This window comes from Acinetobacter sp. 1294243 (genome assembly GCF_000588015.1).
Taxonomy (GTDB): Bacteria; Pseudomonadota; Gammaproteobacteria; order Pseudomonadales; family Moraxellaceae; genus Acinetobacter; species Acinetobacter pittii.
Window position 1 is genome coordinate 512516 of record NZ_JFXG01000001.1, and the last position, 19389, is coordinate 531904.

16 protein-coding genes and 1 pseudogene are annotated in these 19389 nt (G+C 38.5%); 7 read left to right on the forward strand and 10 right to left on the reverse strand.

What is annotated here, in order from left to right; translation table 11 throughout:
• Window positions 1-96: 96 nt before the first annotated feature.
• Entirely contained in the window at window positions 97-783 is a 687-nt protein-coding gene (locus tag J655_RS07330) for a hydrolase (RefSeq protein ID WP_001043290.1), read from the reverse strand.
• 197 nt (window positions 784-980) lie between these two features.
• Between J655_RS07330 and J655_RS0104230 the strand changes: the two are divergent.
• Window positions 981-1871, forward strand: a pseudogene (locus tag J655_RS0104230) (LysR substrate-binding domain-containing protein).
• 39 nt (window positions 1872-1910) lie between these two features.
• On the opposite strand, the gene J655_RS07335 reads toward J655_RS0104230, so the two are convergent.
• On the reverse strand, window positions 1911-2660 hold the full coding sequence (locus J655_RS07335) for a GntR family transcriptional regulator (protein ID WP_065421942.1): 750 nt from the start codon (window positions 2658-2660) through the stop codon (window positions 1911-1913).
• Window positions 2661-3058: 398 nt separating this feature from the next.
• Here J655_RS07335 and J655_RS07340 point away from each other — a divergent pair, with 398 nt between their 5' ends.
• On the forward strand, window positions 3059-4528 hold the full coding sequence (locus tag J655_RS07340; protein WP_032042237.1) for an NCS1 family nucleobase:cation symporter-1: 1470 nt from the start codon (window positions 3059-3061) through the stop codon (window positions 4526-4528).
• The gene (locus J655_RS07345; protein WP_032006706.1) at window positions 4525-5259 is read left to right on the forward strand and encodes an aspartate/glutamate racemase family protein; all 735 of its coding nucleotides are present in this window, start codon (window positions 4525-4527) and stop codon (window positions 5257-5259) included. Before J655_RS07340 ends, J655_RS07345 begins: the two co-directional genes overlap by 4 nt.
• A gap of 70 nt (window positions 5260-5329) precedes the next feature.
• Here J655_RS07345 and tauD read toward each other — a convergent pair whose 3' ends face one another.
• The 4 genes from tauD to tauA are packed head-to-tail and all read right to left on the reverse strand — an operon-like array spanning window position 5330 to window position 8930.
• The gene (gene tauD / locus J655_RS07350; RefSeq protein ID WP_032006707.1) at window positions 5330-6211 is read right to left on the reverse strand and encodes a taurine dioxygenase; all 882 of its coding nucleotides are present in this window, start codon (window positions 6209-6211) and stop codon (window positions 5330-5332) included.
• Between the two features lie 8 nt (window positions 6212-6219).
• Complete coding sequence (gene tauC, locus J655_RS07355) at window positions 6220-7089, reverse strand: taurine ABC transporter permease TauC (protein ID WP_005069758.1); 870 nt, start codon at window positions 7087-7089, stop codon at window positions 6220-6222.
• Window positions 7086-7880 carry a taurine ABC transporter ATP-binding protein gene (locus J655_RS07360; protein WP_005069761.1) on the reverse strand — a complete coding sequence of 265 codons (795 nt, stop codon included), beginning with the start codon at window positions 7878-7880 and terminating at the stop codon, window positions 7086-7088. Before J655_RS07360 ends, tauC begins: the two co-directional genes overlap by 4 nt.
• Window positions 7881-7889: 9 nt before the next feature.
• A complete protein-coding gene (gene tauA / locus J655_RS07365) occupies window positions 7890-8930 on the reverse strand; it encodes a taurine ABC transporter substrate-binding protein (protein WP_025469831.1) in 1041 nt (346 codons plus the stop codon).
• 465 nt (window positions 8931-9395) lie between these two features.
• Between tauA and J655_RS07370 the strand changes: the two genes are divergently transcribed.
• A complete protein-coding gene (locus J655_RS07370; protein ID WP_017481610.1) occupies window positions 9396-10580 on the forward strand; it encodes a hypothetical protein in 1185 nt (394 codons plus the stop codon).
• A 61-nt stretch (window positions 10581-10641) separates the two neighbouring features.
• Here J655_RS07370 and J655_RS07375 read toward each other — a convergent pair whose 3' ends face one another.
• The 4 genes from J655_RS07375 to J655_RS07390 all read right to left on the reverse strand — a co-directional run bounded on the left by J655_RS07375 (window position 10642) and on the right by J655_RS07390 (window position 16102).
• Window positions 10642-12108, reverse strand: a complete 1467-nt coding sequence (locus J655_RS07375) for an MFS transporter (protein ID WP_032052211.1) — start codon at window positions 12106-12108, stop codon at window positions 10642-10644.
• A 194-nt stretch (window positions 12109-12302) separates the two neighbouring features.
• Window positions 12303-13694, reverse strand: coding sequence for an LLM class flavin-dependent oxidoreductase (locus tag J655_RS07380; RefSeq protein ID WP_032006709.1), 1392 nt, complete (start codon window positions 13692-13694; stop codon window positions 12303-12305).
• 175 nt (window positions 13695-13869) lie between these two features.
• Complete coding sequence (locus J655_RS07385) at window positions 13870-15165, reverse strand: acyl-CoA dehydrogenase family protein (protein WP_032006710.1); 1296 nt, start codon at window positions 15163-15165, stop codon at window positions 13870-13872.
• A 118-nt stretch (window positions 15166-15283) separates the two neighbouring features.
• A complete protein-coding gene (locus J655_RS07390) occupies window positions 15284-16102 on the reverse strand; it encodes a hypothetical protein (RefSeq protein ID WP_032006711.1) in 819 nt (272 codons plus the stop codon).
• 643 nt (window positions 16103-16745) lie between these two features.
• Here J655_RS07390 and J655_RS07395 point away from each other — a divergent pair.
• The 3 genes from J655_RS07395 to J655_RS24350 are packed head-to-tail and all read left to right on the forward strand — an operon-like array spanning window position 16746 to window position 19340.
• Entirely contained in the window at window positions 16746-18191 is a 1446-nt protein-coding gene (locus J655_RS07395) for a cytochrome ubiquinol oxidase subunit I (RefSeq protein ID WP_032006712.1), read from the forward strand.
• Complete coding sequence (gene cydB, locus J655_RS07400; RefSeq protein ID WP_032006713.1) at window positions 18184-19191, forward strand: cytochrome d ubiquinol oxidase subunit II; 1008 nt, start codon at window positions 18184-18186, stop codon at window positions 19189-19191. Before J655_RS07395 ends, cydB begins: the two co-directional genes overlap by 8 nt.
• A 14-nt stretch (window positions 19192-19205) precedes the next feature.
• Window positions 19206-19340, forward strand: a complete 135-nt coding sequence (locus tag J655_RS24350; RefSeq protein ID WP_000749813.1) for a hypothetical protein — start codon at window positions 19206-19208, stop codon at window positions 19338-19340.
• Window positions 19341-19389: the final 49 nt, after the last annotated feature.

Sequence of the window (19389 nt, forward strand, 5' to 3'; positions counted from 1 at the left end):
CTTGTGAATTATCGTTCTAAAAAATAAAGGCATATCTGTATTAATATCACTTAAATATTGAATACTAGACATGCCTTTACCTAAATCAGTAGTGTTTTATTTTGCAGGAACTGGTGCAAGTACTTCGTGTTTTGATGTTGTACGTTCAGGTGCCTTATGTACCATCGTATAAGCATAATCAACACCCATACCATAAGCACCAGAGTGTTCGCGTACAATCGCCATAACTGCATCATACGTATCACGGTGTGCCCAATCACGCTGCCATTCAAGTAATACTTGTTGCCAAGTTACTGGAACAACACCCGCTTGAATCATACGTTGCATGGCATAGTCATGTGCCTCTTTGGATGTACCACCTGAAGCATCTGCAACCATATAAATTTCATAATCCCCTTCAAGCATTGCACCAAAAGCAAAGGTGTTATTACACACTTCAGTCCACAAACCTGAAACAATCACTTTTTTACGATTATTTTTTGCAAGCGAATCACGTACTTTTTGGTCATCCCATGAATTCATTGAAGTACGTTCTAGTAATGGTGCATCTGGAAATACGTCTAAAAGTTCTGGATAGGTATGACCAGAGAAGCTTTCAGTCTCAACCGTCGTAATGGTGACAGGAATATTGAATGTTTTAGCTGCTTTTGCTAATCCTACAGTATTATTCTTTAATACTTGGCGATCTATTGATTGTACCCCAAAAGCCATTTGTGGCTGATGATCAATAAAAATAACCTGACAATTGGTTGGTGATAGTTGTTCTAAAAGTGATTTATTCATGGGTAAACTCCATTATTCCTTATGAGTAATGCATTAAAATTGCTTACTGGTTATTATGAAAACAGATAAAAATGTAAAAGCATAGACAGTAAATCAGCTCGAATCTGTATTGTGTACGAATACAATCAAAACAATGATTGCTTTTTAATTTTTATAGTTTAATCATTGATATATATTTTTTTACCATTCGCTTATCCATGGATCGATTAGACTGTATTTCCACTTTTGTAAGTGTCGTAGAACACGGGAATTTTAGTAGCGCAGCTAGAGCACTTGATATCTCTCGTGACTTGGTTGCAAAACGTGTTTGCTACCTCGAAAATGACCTCAAAACCACACTGTTAACCCGAACTACAAGACAGATGAACCTCACCTCTTGTGGGGAAAAGTTTTATCAACATAGCAAAGTCATTTTAAGTGAGTTCGAATGGGCTGCCTATGAAATTAGCTACAATCAGCAGTACCCATAAGGCGAACTCAAGCTCAATACGCCAATGTCTTTTAGTAACATTTTTCTTCAACATATCATTTCAGATTTTATTGAGAAATATCCCAGCATAAAAATTGATTTATTCATGACTGATCAGCTGTTAGATATGAATAATAATAAATTTGATTTAACAATCCGTGTAGATGGCTCTCCTCCAAATTTAGCAAATAGTAAAATATTAAATACCTATCAACGATATTTATATGCAACTCCTGAGTATTTTAATCAGCATGGATTACCAAATTCATTAGAAGAACTTAAAGAACACAAGTTTCTAATTTACTATCAAGATAGCCGACATAAAAAATTGATTTTCCAAAAAGATCAGAAGGAAGTGTCTTTCAATTGCTTCCCTGTAATGACCTGCAATAATGGTGAATTATTATTAGATATGTGTCTAAAAGATCATGGTATTGTCTTTCTTCCAGAGTTTATTGCAGAGCCTTACTACAAAGAAGGTAAATTACAGAAATGTTTGGAGGACTACACTAGTCAGCCGCTTCACTTATATGTCACATGGCCAAACCGTAAGATTTTATCGAAGAAAGTAAAATTATTTATTGATTTTCTAACACGTCAAATCGTTCCTATAAAATAAGTGGTCTGGGCCTTTTCCATCGGAATTGGCCCATAGTTTTCAGTTAGTTTGAATGGTTTCGATCTTCTTATTTTTAAATAAATTTAATAAATTTTGTTCTGGTGACGCTGTGCTATCTTCTTGAATAAATGTCGTCGCGTAGTGTTCTAAATGCTCTTCCATCAATTGAGTTGCTCGTTTTTCATCACCCTGCTCTATTGCATCTAAAATTGCACGGTGTTCATCTGCAGAACAATTATTATGTTTTGGAATTTCATATAACCCAATTAATAACGAAGTTCTCGCAATAAGTGTCTGCAAATAATTAGTCATGATCGTATTCTGATTTGCTTCAATCAATTTCAAATGAAATTGTCCTGATAGCTTAATCCACTCAGCCCAATTACCAGCTAATCGCTCTTGCGACTCTTGATCGACTAAGGCTCGAAGCTCACTAAAATCTAAGTGATGAGACTTTTGAGCTAACTTTTTTACAGTGACAATTTCAAGCATGCTGCGTGCTTCAAAGACTTCTTTTGTTTCATGAGCACTATGTTTTGCGATGAGTGCCCCACGATTGGGCTGAATTTCGATGACCTTATCATGGGCAAGTTTTACGAAAACACGTCTTAACACTCCCCTCGTTACACCGAATGCCTCACATAGGGGTGCTTCAACCAAACGCGCCCCAGGTGTAAGTTGCCTATTTAAAATGGCATCAACAATAGCGTTATATATATGGTCATCAATTTCATCATTGCTCATTTCTACGGCTTTTTTTAGTGCATTCGATGGCATTGATTTCTCCATTTTTATTAACGCCTCCTCTTTTTAAAACTTTATCTAATAACTGTAGTGTAAGTTTAACTTAACCTTTTGGGAATATTACTCTCATTTCCACTGCATCTATGTGCTACTGAACAATTCAAAAATAAACCTTAAAATATCAGCTTATATAACTAAGTTTATGTACTTTTTATAAAAATTAATCTCTTCTCATTTTATAAAGCTGTCTCTTTATATCCAAATTCCGTACCAGTTTAAACAATCTCATCAATGCTACCCCCGAATTTGGCACAACTTTTGCTCAATATAATTGTGCACAATCAAAATAACACATTGTGCACAATTTTAACTTCTTTCTTTTAGCCAGAGTTTCAAGCTGCTGAAGAACGTGCCCGCCCAACATAGGGAAGTGAGTGTTCAAGATGAATAATACCGAAGCAATAATTAAACCTTCTTATGATGCAAAGCTAACAAATCAAGACCTAGCTCCTTTAAAAAAGCAAACTTGGGGCGCTTATAATATTTTTGCCTTTTGGATGTCTGATGTTCATAGTGTTGGTGGCTATGTCATGGCCGGAAGTCTCTTTGCTCTTGGGCTGAATAGCTGGCAGGTACTTCTCTCTTTACTCATCGGGATTGCAATAGTTCAGTTTTTTACAAATCTGATTGCCAAGTCTAGTCAACAAACTGGCACGCCCTATCCGGTTATTTGTCGTGCAACCTTTGGTGTGCTTGGTGCAAACATACCTGCCGTTATCCGTGGTCTTATTGCTGTCGCATGGTATGGCATTCAGACCTATTTGGCCTCAAGTGCTTTCTTATTGGTTATTTTAAAATTTTTCCCAGAATGGTCAGTCTATGCTGACGTTTCAGCTTACGGCTTTCTTGGGCTTTCCTATTTAGGATGGGTTGGCTTTATGCTGCTTTGGTTACTGCAAGCGATTGTTTTTTGGTCTGGCATGGACAGCATTCGTAAATTTATTGACTGGGCAGGTCCGGCTGTCTACGTTGTGATGTTTGCGATGGCAGTCTGGCTCATATGGAAAGCTGGATGGCAGAATATTGATTTAAAATTGAGCGGTGTTCAATACGACGGTTTTGCGGTTGTACCAGTCATGATTGGTGCTATTGCGCTTGTTGTTTCATATTTTTCAGGTCCTATGCTGAATTTTGGTGACTTCTCTCGTTATGGCAAAAGTTTTAATGCCATTAAAATGGGTAACTTTCTTGGACTACCGATTAATTTCTTAGGCTTTTCTTTACTTACTGTGGTGTGTATTGCAGCAACACTTCCAGTGTACGGTAAGCTCATTACAGACCCTGTCGAGATGGTTGGCAAACTTGATAACACCTTTGTGGTGATTTTAGGTAGCTTGACCTTAATGATTGCCACCATCGGGATTAATATTGTCGCTAACTTTGTTTCACCTGCCTTTGATTTTTCTAATGTTTCACCGAGCAAAATTAGTTGGCGCATGGGTGGAATGATTGCAGCAGTAGGTTCAATTTTCATTACCCCATGGAATTTATTTAATAACCCTCAAGTGATCCATTACACCATTGATATTTTAGGCGCATTTATCGGTCCACTTTTTGGTGTATTGCTCGCCGATTTTTACCTCGTTAAAAAACAAAAAATCGAAGTGGATGATCTATATACCTTAGATACTAAAGGTTTGTATTGGTACAAAAATGGTTATAACCACTCTGCCTTTTATGCCTTAATTCCTGCTTCATTAATTCCTATTCTCTGCGTACTTTTACCGCAACTTTCTGGGCTGGCTAATTTCACATGGTTTATTGGGATGGGATTCGGTTTTGTCATTTACCGATTTCTTAACCAACCGCTTGCCCATGCTAAATCGGCAATGACTAAGGTAAAAGTACAATGAAAATTAACATTATTAATCCTAATACCACTCAAAGCATGACTGAAAAAATTGCTGCATCAGCAAATATAGTCGCAAATTCTGATACTCAAATTATTGCAGTGAGTCCTCAAATGGGCCCTGCAACGATTGAAAGTTATTATGATGAAGCACTAAGTGCCGTAGGTGTGTTAGAGGAAATTCGCCAAGGTGAACAGCAAAATGTAGATGCCTATATCATTGCCTGTTTTGGTGATCCTGCGCTTTATGCCGCCCGTGAAATCACTTCGGCACCTGTGATTGGGATTGCCGAAGCAGCTATGCGAACTGCAAGTTATGTCAGTACCGGTTTTAGTGTGGTGACAACCTTACAACGCACAGTGAATATGAGCTGGCATCTGGCTCAACGCTATGGGGCTACGCCATTTTGCAAAAATGTTCGAGCTTGTGACATTGCCGTTGAAAAATTGGAGCTTCCTGACTCAGATGCTTATCGAACCATACGAGATGAATGCAAAAAAGCACTCGCTGAAGATAAAAGCGATGCGATTGTTTTAGGGTGTGCAGGTATGAGTGATTTGTGTCTAAAGCTACAAAACGAGTTAGGCGTAATCGTTATTGACGGCGTTGCTGCAGCCGTTAAACAAGCTGAAATGCTAGTTCAATTAAATTTAAAAACCAGCAAAGTCGGTGATTGGGCCCCACCTCCTGTAAAAAACTACGCAGGTATATTGTCGGGTTTTGGAACACAATAGAGATAACTTACTGTTTCAATTCCAACTCAAAACGCTACGTTGGAATTGAAACAAAGAATAATTAAAGGAATTAAGCCTCTGCTAACTCTGGCTGTTGTTCTTCTTTATAAAATGGCACATCGCCATTAATAGTTGCACGGTGCATAATTCGATGGGCATCGCCATAATCAAATAATGCTTTATGTTGTGTGCAACGGTTATCCCAAATCGCGACGTCACCGTCTTGCCATTTCCAGCGTAAATGAAACTGCTCTTGGGTCGCATGCTCAAACAAGAAATTAAGTAATTGCTCACTTTCTTGTTCAGGTAACTCATTAATGCGAGTGGTAAAGCCCTCACTTACAAACAACAAAGGCTCGCCTGTGACCGGATGGGTACGCACCACTGGATGAACCACTGGAGGATTACGCTTAAAGGTTTGCAACAGCTTTTCACGCTCTTCTTCGTTATGGGCAAAACGTTCAAGTGGAAAAGACTTACGAATATCGTGGGTTGCAGTTAAGCCACGTAGTTTTTGCTGTAACTCAAGCGGCAGTCCTTTAAAAGCTGCTGTGTTGCTCGACCATAATGTATCGCCTCCTACAGGTGGAATTTTAATGGCTTGCAATACACAACCTAAAGGCGGGGGTTTACTAAAAGTCACGTCTGTGTGCCAAAGTTCATTGTCACGTAAGTCTTGTTTCCAACTGTCGAGTACCATCACTTCTGGTACATCCTCAATTGACGGATAAATCGGATGCACATGTAAGCTACCAAAACTGCGTGCCAAGTCTGCTTGTGCTTGCGGCGCTAATTGTTGCTTTCGAAAAAAAATAACCTGATGATCAAGCAAAGCCTGCTGGATTTGTAGCGTTGTCTGTTCATTTAACGCATTCAAATCAATATCGTGAATAATTGCGCCAATGGTAGGCTTGATCACTTCAATATTTAAGTTTGCTACTTCTGTATTCATCTTCTTTACTACAACTGCTGACCATACCAAGGAGAAAACTGTTTTTGTAACCAACGTAAAAACAGCTCAAAACTAACTGCGACAATCGCAATCACAATAATGCCCAGAATCACCGTATCGGTAATTAAGAACTGCGCTGCCGATTGCACCATAAAACCAATACCGCGGTCCGCTGCAACCAACTCTGCTGCAACCAATGTTGACCAACCAACCCCAAGACCAATACGAATACCGGTAATAATATGAGGTAAAGCTGTTGGCAAAATGACATGCCAAAAGACTTGTGACTGACTTGCCCCTAGCGACAATGCAGCACGTTCACGATTCAACTGATGACTTAACACGCCATGCGCACTACTAATAATCACAGGCGCCAAAATCGAGAAGAAAATCAAAAGTACTTTTGTGGTTTCGCCAATACCGAACCAAATTACGAGTAAGGGTAAATAAGCTAACGGCGGAATTGGACGTAATAATTCAACTAAAGGATCTAGAACAGCACGAACCCATTTGTTCAGACCCATCCATAAGCCTAGCGGAACGCCAATCACCACGGCAGCAATCAAAGCTAAAAACACACGCGAGATACTAGCGGCCAAGTGTTGCCACAAAGTCGCCTTCATAAAGCCTTCTTGGCTGACCGATATAAATTTTTGCCAGACTGCCTGTGGGCTCGGTAAAAACAGTTCAGGTACGACATGCAAAGCAGTAATGAGCAACCAGAGTGCAACCACACTTCCCACACTAATTATGCTGACTGCCAAAGTTCGATGCTTCTCAAAAAATGACGATAGAAATGAAGCATTTTCTGTTTGTACATCTGGCTTAAGTTTTAGCTCTGCTTTGTCATATTCATAGACGTTATCTTTAGTATTCATGTAGGTAACGCCTCCTTACCGTTTTGTTTTTGTGCCCTTAAACTTTCAAACAGCTGTTCTCTGAGCTGAATAAATTGAGGGTCCGACTTAATCGAACGAATAGACTCGCCCTGACGATATCGTTTAGCAAAATCGAGATGTAGAGTTTCTACAATTTTGCCCGGATGTGCTGTCATCAGTACTAACTGATTGCTGAGCAATAATGCTTCTTCAATGTCATGAGTAATCAAAAAGAAGCTTTTATTTTGTTGAATCCATAAATCGAGCACTAACTGCTGCATGTTTTCACGCGTAAAAGCATCTAATGCGGCAAAAGGTTCATCTAATAAAATAAACGGCGCGTGACTGATCAAAGCTCTGGCAATACCAACACGTTGTTTCATACCACCGGAAAGTTCCCAGATATTGGCTTTTTCAACGTGACTTAAACCCACAATTTTTAAAATTGCACTCACTTGTTTCTCGATCTCTGCACGCTTTAAACCTTTTAACTGCAAAGCGAAGCCAACATTATCTGCAACATTCAACCAAGGAAGTAAGGCATGATCCTGAAATACAACAGCGCGAGTTACATCTGGTCCAGTTACCACTTCATGATTTACAAGCACATCACCTGAACTCGGCTTTTGAAAGCCTGCCAAGATATTAAGCAAGGTTGTTTTGCCACAACCAGACTCGCCCAAAATTACGGTTAAAGAACCTTCTTCAATCGTTAGGTTAATGTCTTGTAAAACTGGCTTTTGCTGTTTAGGAAAAGTCAGATGAATATGTTTGGCTTCTAATACACTCATGACAACTCCTTAAGGCTGCAAAAATGAAGAATTCACATTGCCTTTATAATCGGCTTTAAGTTGATCGACTTTGCCCTGACCTTTTAAGAATTTCGCCGTATCAAAAATATTTTGCGCAAATTCACCATCTAACGTTTGTTTTTGCTGAGCATGATCAAGATAAATATTTCCACTTAATAAAAGCGGGATATCTTTTGGATCAGAACCTGTGAGCTGGGCAATTTTTTGCACGTTATCGGCATCTTTAACGTAAGCGGCTGGATCTTGATTATATTTTTCAAGCTGCTCAAGTGTGGTTTGCACAAAAGCTTTTAAAAAGTCAGGATTTTTCTCTGCAAAATCTTTACGCACAACCCATAAGTCATAAGTTGGGGCACCCCATTCACCGACTTGTTTCGAGTCAGTTAAAACCGTACCAGATGCTTTGGCTTTACTTAAAGCAGGTTCCCAAACATAGGCAGCATCAATATCACCACGTTCCCATGCAGCTGAAATTTCAGGTGGACGCAAGTTAATAATTTTTACTTTGTCTTCTGGAATGTTCCAATGTTTAAGTGCAGACAAAAGGCTGTAATGGGTTGTTGAAACAAATGGTACAGCAATGGTTTTGCCAATTAAATCTTGAGGGCTTTTTATGCCTGATTTATTACTTACCACTAATGCTTCAGACCCACCAAGTTTTGAAGTAATTAAGAATACTTCAATCGGTAAATCACGGCTTGCGGCAGCAGCAAGTGGACTTGATCCAATATTGCCCAGTACCACATCACCTGAAGCAAGTGCATTTACAACATCTGAACCCGCATCAAATTTTTTCCATTGAATGGTACGTTGACTATGTTTTTCATAGTCTCCATTCGCCTGTGCAACTTTGCTTGGGTCAACTCCGGTTTGATAAGCAATCACGACAGGTTTGTTGTCACGAACTGAAGCACCCGTATTATTATCTTTCTTATTTTGCCATACGATAAATGCAACAATTGCTACAACCACAATTGCCGTGATAATCAACGGTTTGGTTTTTGTGCTCATAATTTCATGATCTTTCAATAATATAAGCCCATGGTATGCAGCCGGCTTTATAATGAAAAATAAAAAAATATGAGTTGCTTATCTAATTTTTATAAATAACTTTTCCTTATAAGTTTTTATCTTTTGGTAAAAAGCAAATTCCAAGTAAACTTACAGATTAAAATAAAAATAAAAATAAAAATAAAAATAAAAATAAAAATACTTATATATCAATAATTAAAAACCATATTCACAAATCATATGATTAGGCAAGCCTGACAGACGGCCTCTAAGTATTTTATCCTCTCATATTTGATCATTTTTATTTTTGCTTATTGCATCCAGAGTTTTGCATCTAATTAATTTTCATTCTTTTATATAAAGTTCAGATTTTATTATCTTTTTATCTTAAAACCTCTGCAAATATTGAGATTTGGGCAAATCTTTTTCTGGTTTATACATGACGCAAATTTAATTTTTATTTTTAAGAGGAGAAAAATTCTTTTGTTTAAACATTCTCAAATTTTGAAAAAAACATTAATTACAACGTCTTTGATTACATTCAGCCTTTCAAGTCATGCAGCACTTACCTTTGGCAATGCTGAAGAAGGTGAACTTAAAGTAAGTGGTACTGTTCGGGCTAAATATATTTATGATTTTGACTCTGAACCCACTACCAGTAAGTTTTCCTTTAATGACGCCGTATTATGGCTGGACTATAACTCTCCGAAATGGATTGGTCGTTTAGATTATCGGGTTTATGAATATTATGGGCGTTTAGGCGATGCCAATTGGCTCACCGATGCATGGATGGGTTATAAAATTAATGACAACAGTAAAATTATTGCTGGCTTAAACCCCGTTCCTTTTGGCTTGGGTCGCTTTTGGGGAAATACTTATTATTTAGGCATTGCCAATAGTGCCGGTTGGGAAGATGTACACAACCTTGGGGTGAAATATGATTTCAATGATGGAACTAATGAAGCACAACTCGCCTTTTATCCTACCGATGGTGGCACCTATAGAGGTAAAAGCAAAGACTCGAGTCGATTTAGTATCAACCCAGTCAATGCGGATGACTCTGTACCACAAGGCACCAATACTAAAGAAAAGAACTCCATTGTTGTTCGCGGTGCTCATACCTTTAAAAATGTCTTAGGCCAAGAAAATTTCTCTACTCAACTGGGTGCCTCCGCATGGTATTCCACTATTGAAAATAAACGTTCAGGGCAAGATGGCGATCGCCAAGTCTATTCAGTTTTTAGCAATACCAATTATAACCAATGGAATTTACAGCTTTTGGCTGGTTATCAAGACATTGATAATGCCGACACTGAATATAAAGACCACCTAACTTTGGGCGGTTTCGATTATTCATTTAACTCGGCAACCAAAGGTCAGATTTATTCAGCCGAACTGAGCTATTTATTTCCTCAGCAATTTGGCCCTATTACCTCTGTTCGTCCATACCTAAACTATAGTTCTTATCGCAAAGAGCAAGATGGCTTTAAAGACTCCACCCGTTTTATTCCGGGTATTGCGTTTAATTATCAAAAATTGACGGTACAAGCCGAGTTGCTGATGGGGAAACATGACCCATATTTAGGCGATAGCGAAGGCCTTGCGGCTGGTGGAAGTAATGATAAATGGAACAAAAAAGCATTTGTAATTTTTGCTTATTACTTCTAAATCCAAGAATAAAGGCCAACAGATGTTGGCCTTTATTTTTATCTAGATATTTATTTTTACTCTAGTCGATTACTGGTGAATTATTGAGAGGAAGTTCTGTTTTATCCTCATCGATAACATCGACATCTTGGGCGGTAGGCTCAAACTTAATCAGTAGCCCAATCACAATTAAAGGAATAAACGCAAAGATAGAAATAATCAGGTAAACATCAGTTTTATATCCCGCCATCCAGATTGGTAAAACAAACAAAGCAATTGCTTGAGCAACACCCGTTACTGCACGGTTAAAGCCAACACCAACACCACGAATCGAAGCTGGATAAGCCATAGTCGGATAGACCATCATTTGTGCACCTGGCCCAAAACCTTCAGCAAAAAGCCACAAACCGAGCATGCCAATTGCGGTGTAGAGTAAAAAGCTATTACCGGGTTCACCAATTAATGCTAAGGCAATCAGGGCAATAAACTGGAGTAAAAAGCCTGTAAGCAACACATGACGAGATTTAAATCTGCTAGCAACAAATACACCTAACAGCCCGCCCGTAAATGCAAACAGCAAATTGAGTCCGAGTGTTGTAGTAATGGTCGTCAAGACATCTGTATGAAAGAATCGCGTTAAAATAGAAGGTAAAAAGAAGGCAATGGTCGTGTACTGAAATGCCACCGAAATGTGAATCACAATGGCCACAATAGTTCTTGGCAAATAGGTTTTATTAAATAAAACCGCAAACCCCTCGCGCTTTTTCTTTTCAGCAGTTCTTTCTACTTTTTCAACTGTAGCGACTGCATTAATTGCATAGGATTCTTGTAGAACTTTAGCTGCACCTTTTAAATCACCTTGGTTTGCAAGCCAGATTGGTGATTCAGTTAAATATTTACCACGAATGAAAATAATGAGTAACGCGGGCACGGCTCCAAAAATTAAAGATGCTCGCCATAGCCAATTGCTATGCTCTGGTGGTAAAAGAAAATAAAGTGCCAGAACTAGACCAAAACACACCGAAGAAGCGGCATACCACATTGGGCACCATGCGGCTAAACGGGCTGCCTTGTTGCTCCTACCGTTAAACTTGGAAAACTCAGATAAGTATGACATTGCCACAGGCAGATCAATACCAACACTAATTCCCATAATAAATCTGGCTAAAATCAAAACCCAGACATTTGGTGCAAAGCCTGCGACAATTGCCGCAATGACAAAGAGCACCATGTCCGCCATGAAGACCCGATAACGGCCAATTTTATCTGTCAGCCAACCACTAATCAGGTTACCAACAATAGTTCCGCAGACAATTGCTGAAGCCACCACACCAGTCATCACAGGGCTTAAAGAAAACTCTGAGATAACTTGCTCAATACCGAAAGAGAGCGTTGTTAAATCATAGGCATCAATAAATACCCCAATCAGTGCCAACCAAATAACTTTATTCGATTTACCCTTCCCTGCAAATTTTGAAATTAATTGTGAAACATCATCGGGAGATTTAATTTCATAACGGTGGTTATGATCGAGTTCTTGTGTGCTCACTTAATAATTCCTGAATTTTAATAACAGAAACAAAATAATGATTATTCACATAATACAAAAACAAATTAATCTGATGTTTTAATCTAAATTATAGAATTATCTTTTCATTATTAACTCAGCAGTAAAACCGATATAAAAAGACAAAATAAAAGCTGGTATTTAACCAGCTATTTATTTAAAGGTTTTCTAAAATATTAACTCGCCTCAGCAAGTTTTAACTCTTTTAGATTACGATATTTTGCACCTCGGTGATTTTCAGGCAAATATGGCCCAGCACCAAATAGTTTTTCTCTTAATGTTCCTTGTGCATATGAGGTTTGATATACCCCACGTTTTTGCAACTCTGGCACAATAAATTCGACCACATCGGCAAAGGTTTGATGCGCCAAAATATAGGCAAGGTTAAAGCCATCGACATTTGTATCTTCCACCCATTGCTGTAGAGCATCTGAAACTGTTTCTGCCGAACCCACTAACACAGGTCCATTCCCACCTAAGCTGTTCCAGTTTGCAATTTCTTCAATGGTCCAAACACGTTCTGGGTCCGCATTTACATAAGAATCTAATAAAGATTGAATGGCATTGGTTTGAATATATTCAACTTTATCCGTTGGCTGGTATTGTGAAAAATCTACACCTGACCAGCCAGACAGCAAGGTTAAAGCACCATCATAGCTTCCATAGCTTTGATATTCTTTAAACTTAGCCTGAGCTTTTGCATCGGTTTCATCAGTGACAATCGATAAAAGCGCATAAATTTTGACAGAGTACGGATCGCGGCCTTCTTGAGCCAATTTCTGGCGAATGCCTTGTACCACTTTTTTAGTGGCAATTTTAGACGGCGCTGCTATGAATACACACTCGGCATTTTGACTGGCAAATTTCTGCCCACGTGAAGATGCACCTGCTTGGTAAAGTACTGGTGTTCTTTGCGGTGATGGTTCACAAATATGAATACCCGGTACAGTAAAATATTTACCTTCGTGCTGAATCGGATGCACTTTTTTATGGTCAGCGAAGATACCATTTTCACGATCACGCAGGACCGAACCTTCTTCCCAAGAACCTTCCCAAAGTTTGTAAAGGACTTCTAAATATTCATCAGCAATATCATAACGATTATCATGATTAACCTGAGTTTTTAGGCCCAAGTTTTTCGAACCACTTTCCAAATAAGAAGTCACGATATTCCAACCAACTCGACCTTTGGTTAAATGATCTAGCGTGCTAATACGTCTAGCAAAAGGATAAGGATGTTCAAAAGAAATAGAGGTCGTGACACCAAAACCCAAATGCTTGGTGACTGCAGCCATCGCTGGCACAATCTGAAGCGGATCATTGACCGGAACTTGTACTGCACCTGTTAAGGCATGTTCAGCACTTTGATGATAAACATCATAAATACCAAGCACATCTGCAATAAAAATACCGTCAAAAAAACCACGCTCAAGAATTTGCGCTAAATCTGTCCAATATTCTAAATCTTTATATTCAACAGATCGATCTTGAGGATGCCGCCATAATCCAGGAGATTGATGGGCAATACAATTCATTTCAAAAGCATTAAAACTAATTTTCTTAGTCATAAACTATCAACCAGCATTTTATTTAATTTTTATACTAAAGCAATTTTTAGGTTTTCTTTATAATATAAACCCCAAACAAAATATGATTTTATTCTAATAGGCTTTTATAATTTATTTTAAAAATATAAATAATATTAAGCCGCAAAAATAGCAGCTTAATATCTAAAACTATAATTTATTTTTTAGCAACATTCCCTATTCGCCATTGATACGGTGGTAATGTACCGTTTACACTAAAATCACCGACAATTCGATTTTTAAATACTCTCGGGTTATGTGAAGATAACGTTCGTACATTACGCCAGTATCGATCTAAGCCTAAATCTTTATCTGTTGCGGAAGCACCTAAAGCGTCAAATAAAATTGTAGAGGCATTTAAAATTAGATCGGTAATGACCGTTTGAGACTGTGCACTTTCAAGCTCGGCAAGTGCATTTTGTTCTTCTTCAAGCTGCTCATTATTTTGAAATGCAGCCAAGTAAGCACGTTGTAAGCTTTGTGCGACTTTTTCAACAATCGCCCCTGCACTGTAAGCCGCACCACGAATTTGTCCTACGACTTGTAAAATTTGCGGATCTTGTTTTACAAATTGGGCATTTGCATGCGTGTAGTTTCGGGTACGTTTAGCAACAGCTTGAGAAACATCATAGGTTGCAGCGCGCCCTAGACCTGTAATAATTGCCAGTTGAACCAGTTGATAGTAAGCCGCTGAATATTTAAAACGATCATCATCAGGTAAAATTTCAGCTTCATCGACCAATACATCATGGAAATATGCTGTACCACTTGCAGTGAGTTGCTGACCAAAGCCATTCCAGTCATCAACAATTTCGACACCTTCATCTTCACGGCGAACAACGACCGAACCAGATTCACCCTTTAAATCTGTTACACCAACATCAACCCAGTCTGCATATAAACTCCCTGTGGTGTAATATTTTTTACCTTTAACGCGAATTTTTCCTTCACTGTCTCGATACAAATGTGTTTCAAACTGATCAATTGACTCTTTCCCACCTTCTGACCATGCGCTACCGATTGTTTCTCCATTTGCAATTCGGCTAAACCAACGCTGTTGAAAAGCATTGTCTTTAGTTACCAAGACATCTTCAGTGAAACCAAAATGCACACGCAAAGCTTGCGGTAAGTTTGAATCGGCCTCTGCAAGTTCAATGAGCAATGCAAATAATTCAGGAATGGTTGCATCAAAGCCCCCATGAGCTTTGGGAAGTCGTAAGCGTGTAAACCCGATATCTTTAAGCCACTGAAGTTGTTCATAAGGTAAAATATGCTGTTGCTCACGTATTAAAGCCCCTTCTTTAATACGGGCAAAAGTCGGTCTGAAATTTTTTGCCAATTCATCATAACGTTCCGAAGGCCCTTCACCCCACACGCGAGAAATAATTGAGGCCTGACTAAGTGCTGCATGCGTTAGTGAACCGAGATGATGCTCAAAATTTAAATTTGTCATGTAAGTAAAACCAATATTGCTTTGCTTTTACCATAAAATATTTATTTCACATGAAAACGATTATTTTTTTATAACTGTATTCATTCTTTATATAACGCGAAACAAAAGCCTGAAAGCGCTAAGCAATCTCTTTCTTGTTAAGACTATGCTGACTTTGCAATAAGGTTTGCATATATTCTGAATAGACAGATAACTTTTCAAAAATATGTTCTGAATAAAACATGTCGTCAATTAAATGCGTCATTTGAGGCGTCGTAAAAGTGTCACAGAGTACTACCAATTCAGCATTCATTTGAGCAAATTTTGCGCATAATTTGACATAAGTTTCATTTTTATTTTTGAATAATAATTTCCGCATTTCTAAGCTATTTAAATTTTTCAAGTCATCATCTTTTGTCGTTTTAATCCAATAAATTTTGACCTTTAAAAATTGCTCCAGTGCTTCTAAATGCTCGATATCTATGTCTAAACTCGTAATTAAAAACACTGTAGAGAGATCACTTCGGCATAGTGCCTTGATTAAGCTTAGATAAATAAATTCGACTTCATTAAGCTCTGCAAGTTCCAAATCTATATAAATTTTTAGACTTTCTAAAACGTCATCTACTTTAAAGAGTACTTTCTTCTCAGCTTGGTAATATTTATTCAGAATAGAAAGCACAGGCGCAGTTGCAGGCGTTGTATAAATAGCTGCCTTGTTTAAGTTAGCAAAAATAAATGGTGAAAATAGATAGGCCACACTACTTTGCTGTGGCTCAATATGAGATTGGATTAAATATACAGTTTCAGATTTAGAAAAGTCTCTGAGTACTTTCGCTCTTAATAAAGTAGCTTCAAAATTAACGTAAGTCTGCTCTAACTGAACTAATATAGATACAGGAATAGGCTGATTTTTAATAATTTTATGCAGGACATTGAGTTGAGAAGTAATAAACATTTTTTAACATCCAAGCTATTTTAGAAGAGCTACACTTAAATCAGGTCTTTAATAACCTACGTAACAACCAGACCTCACGCAAAACAACAAAGGAATAAAAGAGAAGAAACTATTCTGCGCTTATTACCCAAAGTCGCATTCACTTTGTTTTGGAGAGTGATTTTGGCCATTCGTAAATCTTGTTCATTTATTTTGGACTTTTGAAGAATGGATACATAGCTACAGATAATTGAAAAAAAACTATAGCACACCTCATGACTGCTCCAGACTGTTATAGTTTTATAAAAAATTTCTGTATCTACATATACAAAAAGAGTAAGTGCATGATTAAGGAAACTTCTTAAGGTAGGTAGTTTTCATGAGACGATCTATTGCATATCGCCAGATATTTCATCAATGTTTCAATGCAACATGCATTTTTACAAATGCAACATCAAGCATAAACTTTGTTAACAGATTGAGAACAATCAATCAGTCTATTCTCTTGGAATATCAAGCAATTATATTGCTTAACCCTGTTGGCATTTTACTTGCTAAGAACATTTATCACAGAAGTAAGTTTAATCGCCAAAATACTTTGTTGCCTGAAAATAAGTATTTAACTCATTCAATCATCATCAGCTAGTTCACAGGGGGAAAGTTTATGAGCCTCGGTCTAACCGCTCTAGAATTAGCGCGAATACAATTTGCTTTTACAGTATCCTTCCATATTATTTTTCCGGCCACTTCCATCGGTCTTGCCTGCTTTTTAGCAGTGTTAGAGTGGAAATGGTTAAGAACCCAAAATCCGATTTATAAAGATCTATTTAAGTACTGGATTAAGATCTTTGCCGTTGCCTTTGGTATGGGTGTGGTCTCGGGCGTGGTCATGAGTTACCAGTTCGGTACGAACTGGAGTGAATTTTCACGCGTCGCCGGAAGTATTACTGGTCCTTTACTTACCTATGAAGTCTTGAGTGCCTTCTTCTTAGAAGCAGGTTTCTTAGGCATTATGTTATTTGGTTGGGGACGGGTTGGTCCTCGAGCCCATTTCTTCGCAACACTTATGGTGGCCATCGGAACATGTATTTCCATGTTCTGGATTTTATCTTCGAATAGCTGGATGCAGACTCCTCAAGGCTTTGCTATCGAAAATGGCATTATTGTGCCAAAAGACTGGTTTGCAATTGTCTTTAACCCATCCTTCCCTTACCGCTTTGCCCACATGGGTGCAGCAGCTTTCTTAGTTTCATCATTATTGGTCGTCGGAACATCTGCATGGCATTTAGTAAAAGGCCGTCGCGATGAATTGGTGAAAAAATCGTTCTCGATGGGTCTCTGGATGGTGCTTGTGACTTCATGTTTACAAGTGGTAATTGGCGATAACCATGGGTTAAACACCCGTGAACATCAACCTGCCAAACTTGCAGCAATGGAAGGACATTGGGAAACCAATCACAATGAACCAATGCCATTATTGCTATTTGCAATTCCCGATATGAAAGAAGAACGTAACCACTTCGAAGTAGGTGTTCCTTATTTGGGTAGCTTAATTTTAACGCATAGGTTAGATGGCCAAGTGACAGGTTTAAAAGATTTCGCACCAGAAGATCGTCCAAATTCAACCATCGTTTTCTGGAGCTTCCGTGTGATGGTGGGTCTTGGTGTACTCATGGTCACTTTGTCTTTAATTGCGCTTTGGTTACGTAAGCGTGGAAAACTCTATGAAACATCTTGGTTCCATAAATTTGCTTTAGTAATGGGGCCTTCTGGTTACGTTGCCATGCTTGCAGGTTGGGTAACAACTGAAGTCGGTCGTCAACCGTGGGTTGTATACGGCATTATGCGCACAAAAGACGGGCTTTCACATACTGTTTCCGCAGATCAGGTCGGACTTAGCCTGTTTATTTTTGTGGTGGTCTATACCATCGTTTTTGGTAGCGGTATCTACTACACCTTAAAACTGATTAATAAAGGCCCTGTATTTATCGATACACCAAATGTTGAAACTGGTGGCGTTGGACACTTTAAAACACCAATGCGTCCACTCAGTGCGGTCGATGAAAACATTGACGATAATCAAAAATCTGGGGAGAAACATCATGATTGATCTTTCTTTAATATGGGTCGGTATTATTGGTTTAGGTGTTTTAATTTACGTGGTCATGGACGGTTTTGACTTAGGAATAGGAATTATGTTCCCTTTCATTAAGAACAGCCAAGAACGTGATGTCATGATGAATACCGTCGCTCCTGTTTGGGATGGTAACGAAACTTGGATGGTTCTCGGTGGTGCTGGTCTATACGCAGCATTCCCACTGGTCTATTCAACAGTTTTATCCGCACTATATTTACCGATCATTTTTATGGTGATCGCCCTGATTTTCCGTGGCGTGGCGTTTGAATTCCGCTTTAAAGCTCATCGCACCAAACACCTTTGGGACTTAGCTTTTATTTGGGGTTCAGTTTTAACTAGCTTCCTGCAAGGGATTATTTTAGGTGCCTATATCCAAGGGATTAAAACCGAAAATGGTATTTATGCTGGTGGTCCATTTGACTGGTTATCTCCATTTACGATCTTTACAGGTATTGGTGTAGTTGCGATGTATGCAACTTTGGGCTGTGGCTGGCTTATCTTAAAAACTGAAAAAGGCTTGCAGCAACGTATGTATGAGCTTATGCCAAAGCTGATTATTGCACTGCTCATTATTTTTGGTGGCGTAAGTTTATATACACCTCTGACTCATCCTGAAATTGCAGATCGCTGGTTCTCTTTACCAAATCTGTTCTATTTTAGTCCTGTGCCTATTTTGGTCTTGTTATTTGTTGGTCTGATTTTATCAGCGTGTAAAAAGCAAGATCACGACCTCAAACCATTTGCATATACATTGGCCCTCGTTTTCCTTGCATTTACTGGTTTTGTAATTAGTTTATGGCCTTATATTATTCCGCCATCAGTCACCATCTGGCAGGCTGCAGCACCTCATTCAAGCCAAATGTTTGCTCTGGTTGGCGCACTTATCTTGATTCCAATCATTATTGCTTACACCATTGTCTCTTACTGGGTATTTAGAGACAAAGTCCGTGTAGGTGATGAAGGCTATCATTAAGTATGGAGGGTTTTATGAAAAAGTCATCCGTTAAACTCAATCAAACCCAATGGTTTATTTTGCTATGGCTCGGGGGGTTTTTAGCCTTAGCTGTGATTGCGGGATTGTTTAAAGTTATCTTGATTTATGCAGCCCCTTACTTAAAGTAAATCTATTGTTCTAAACAAATGCCGTTTGTAGATTCTGCAAACGGCATTT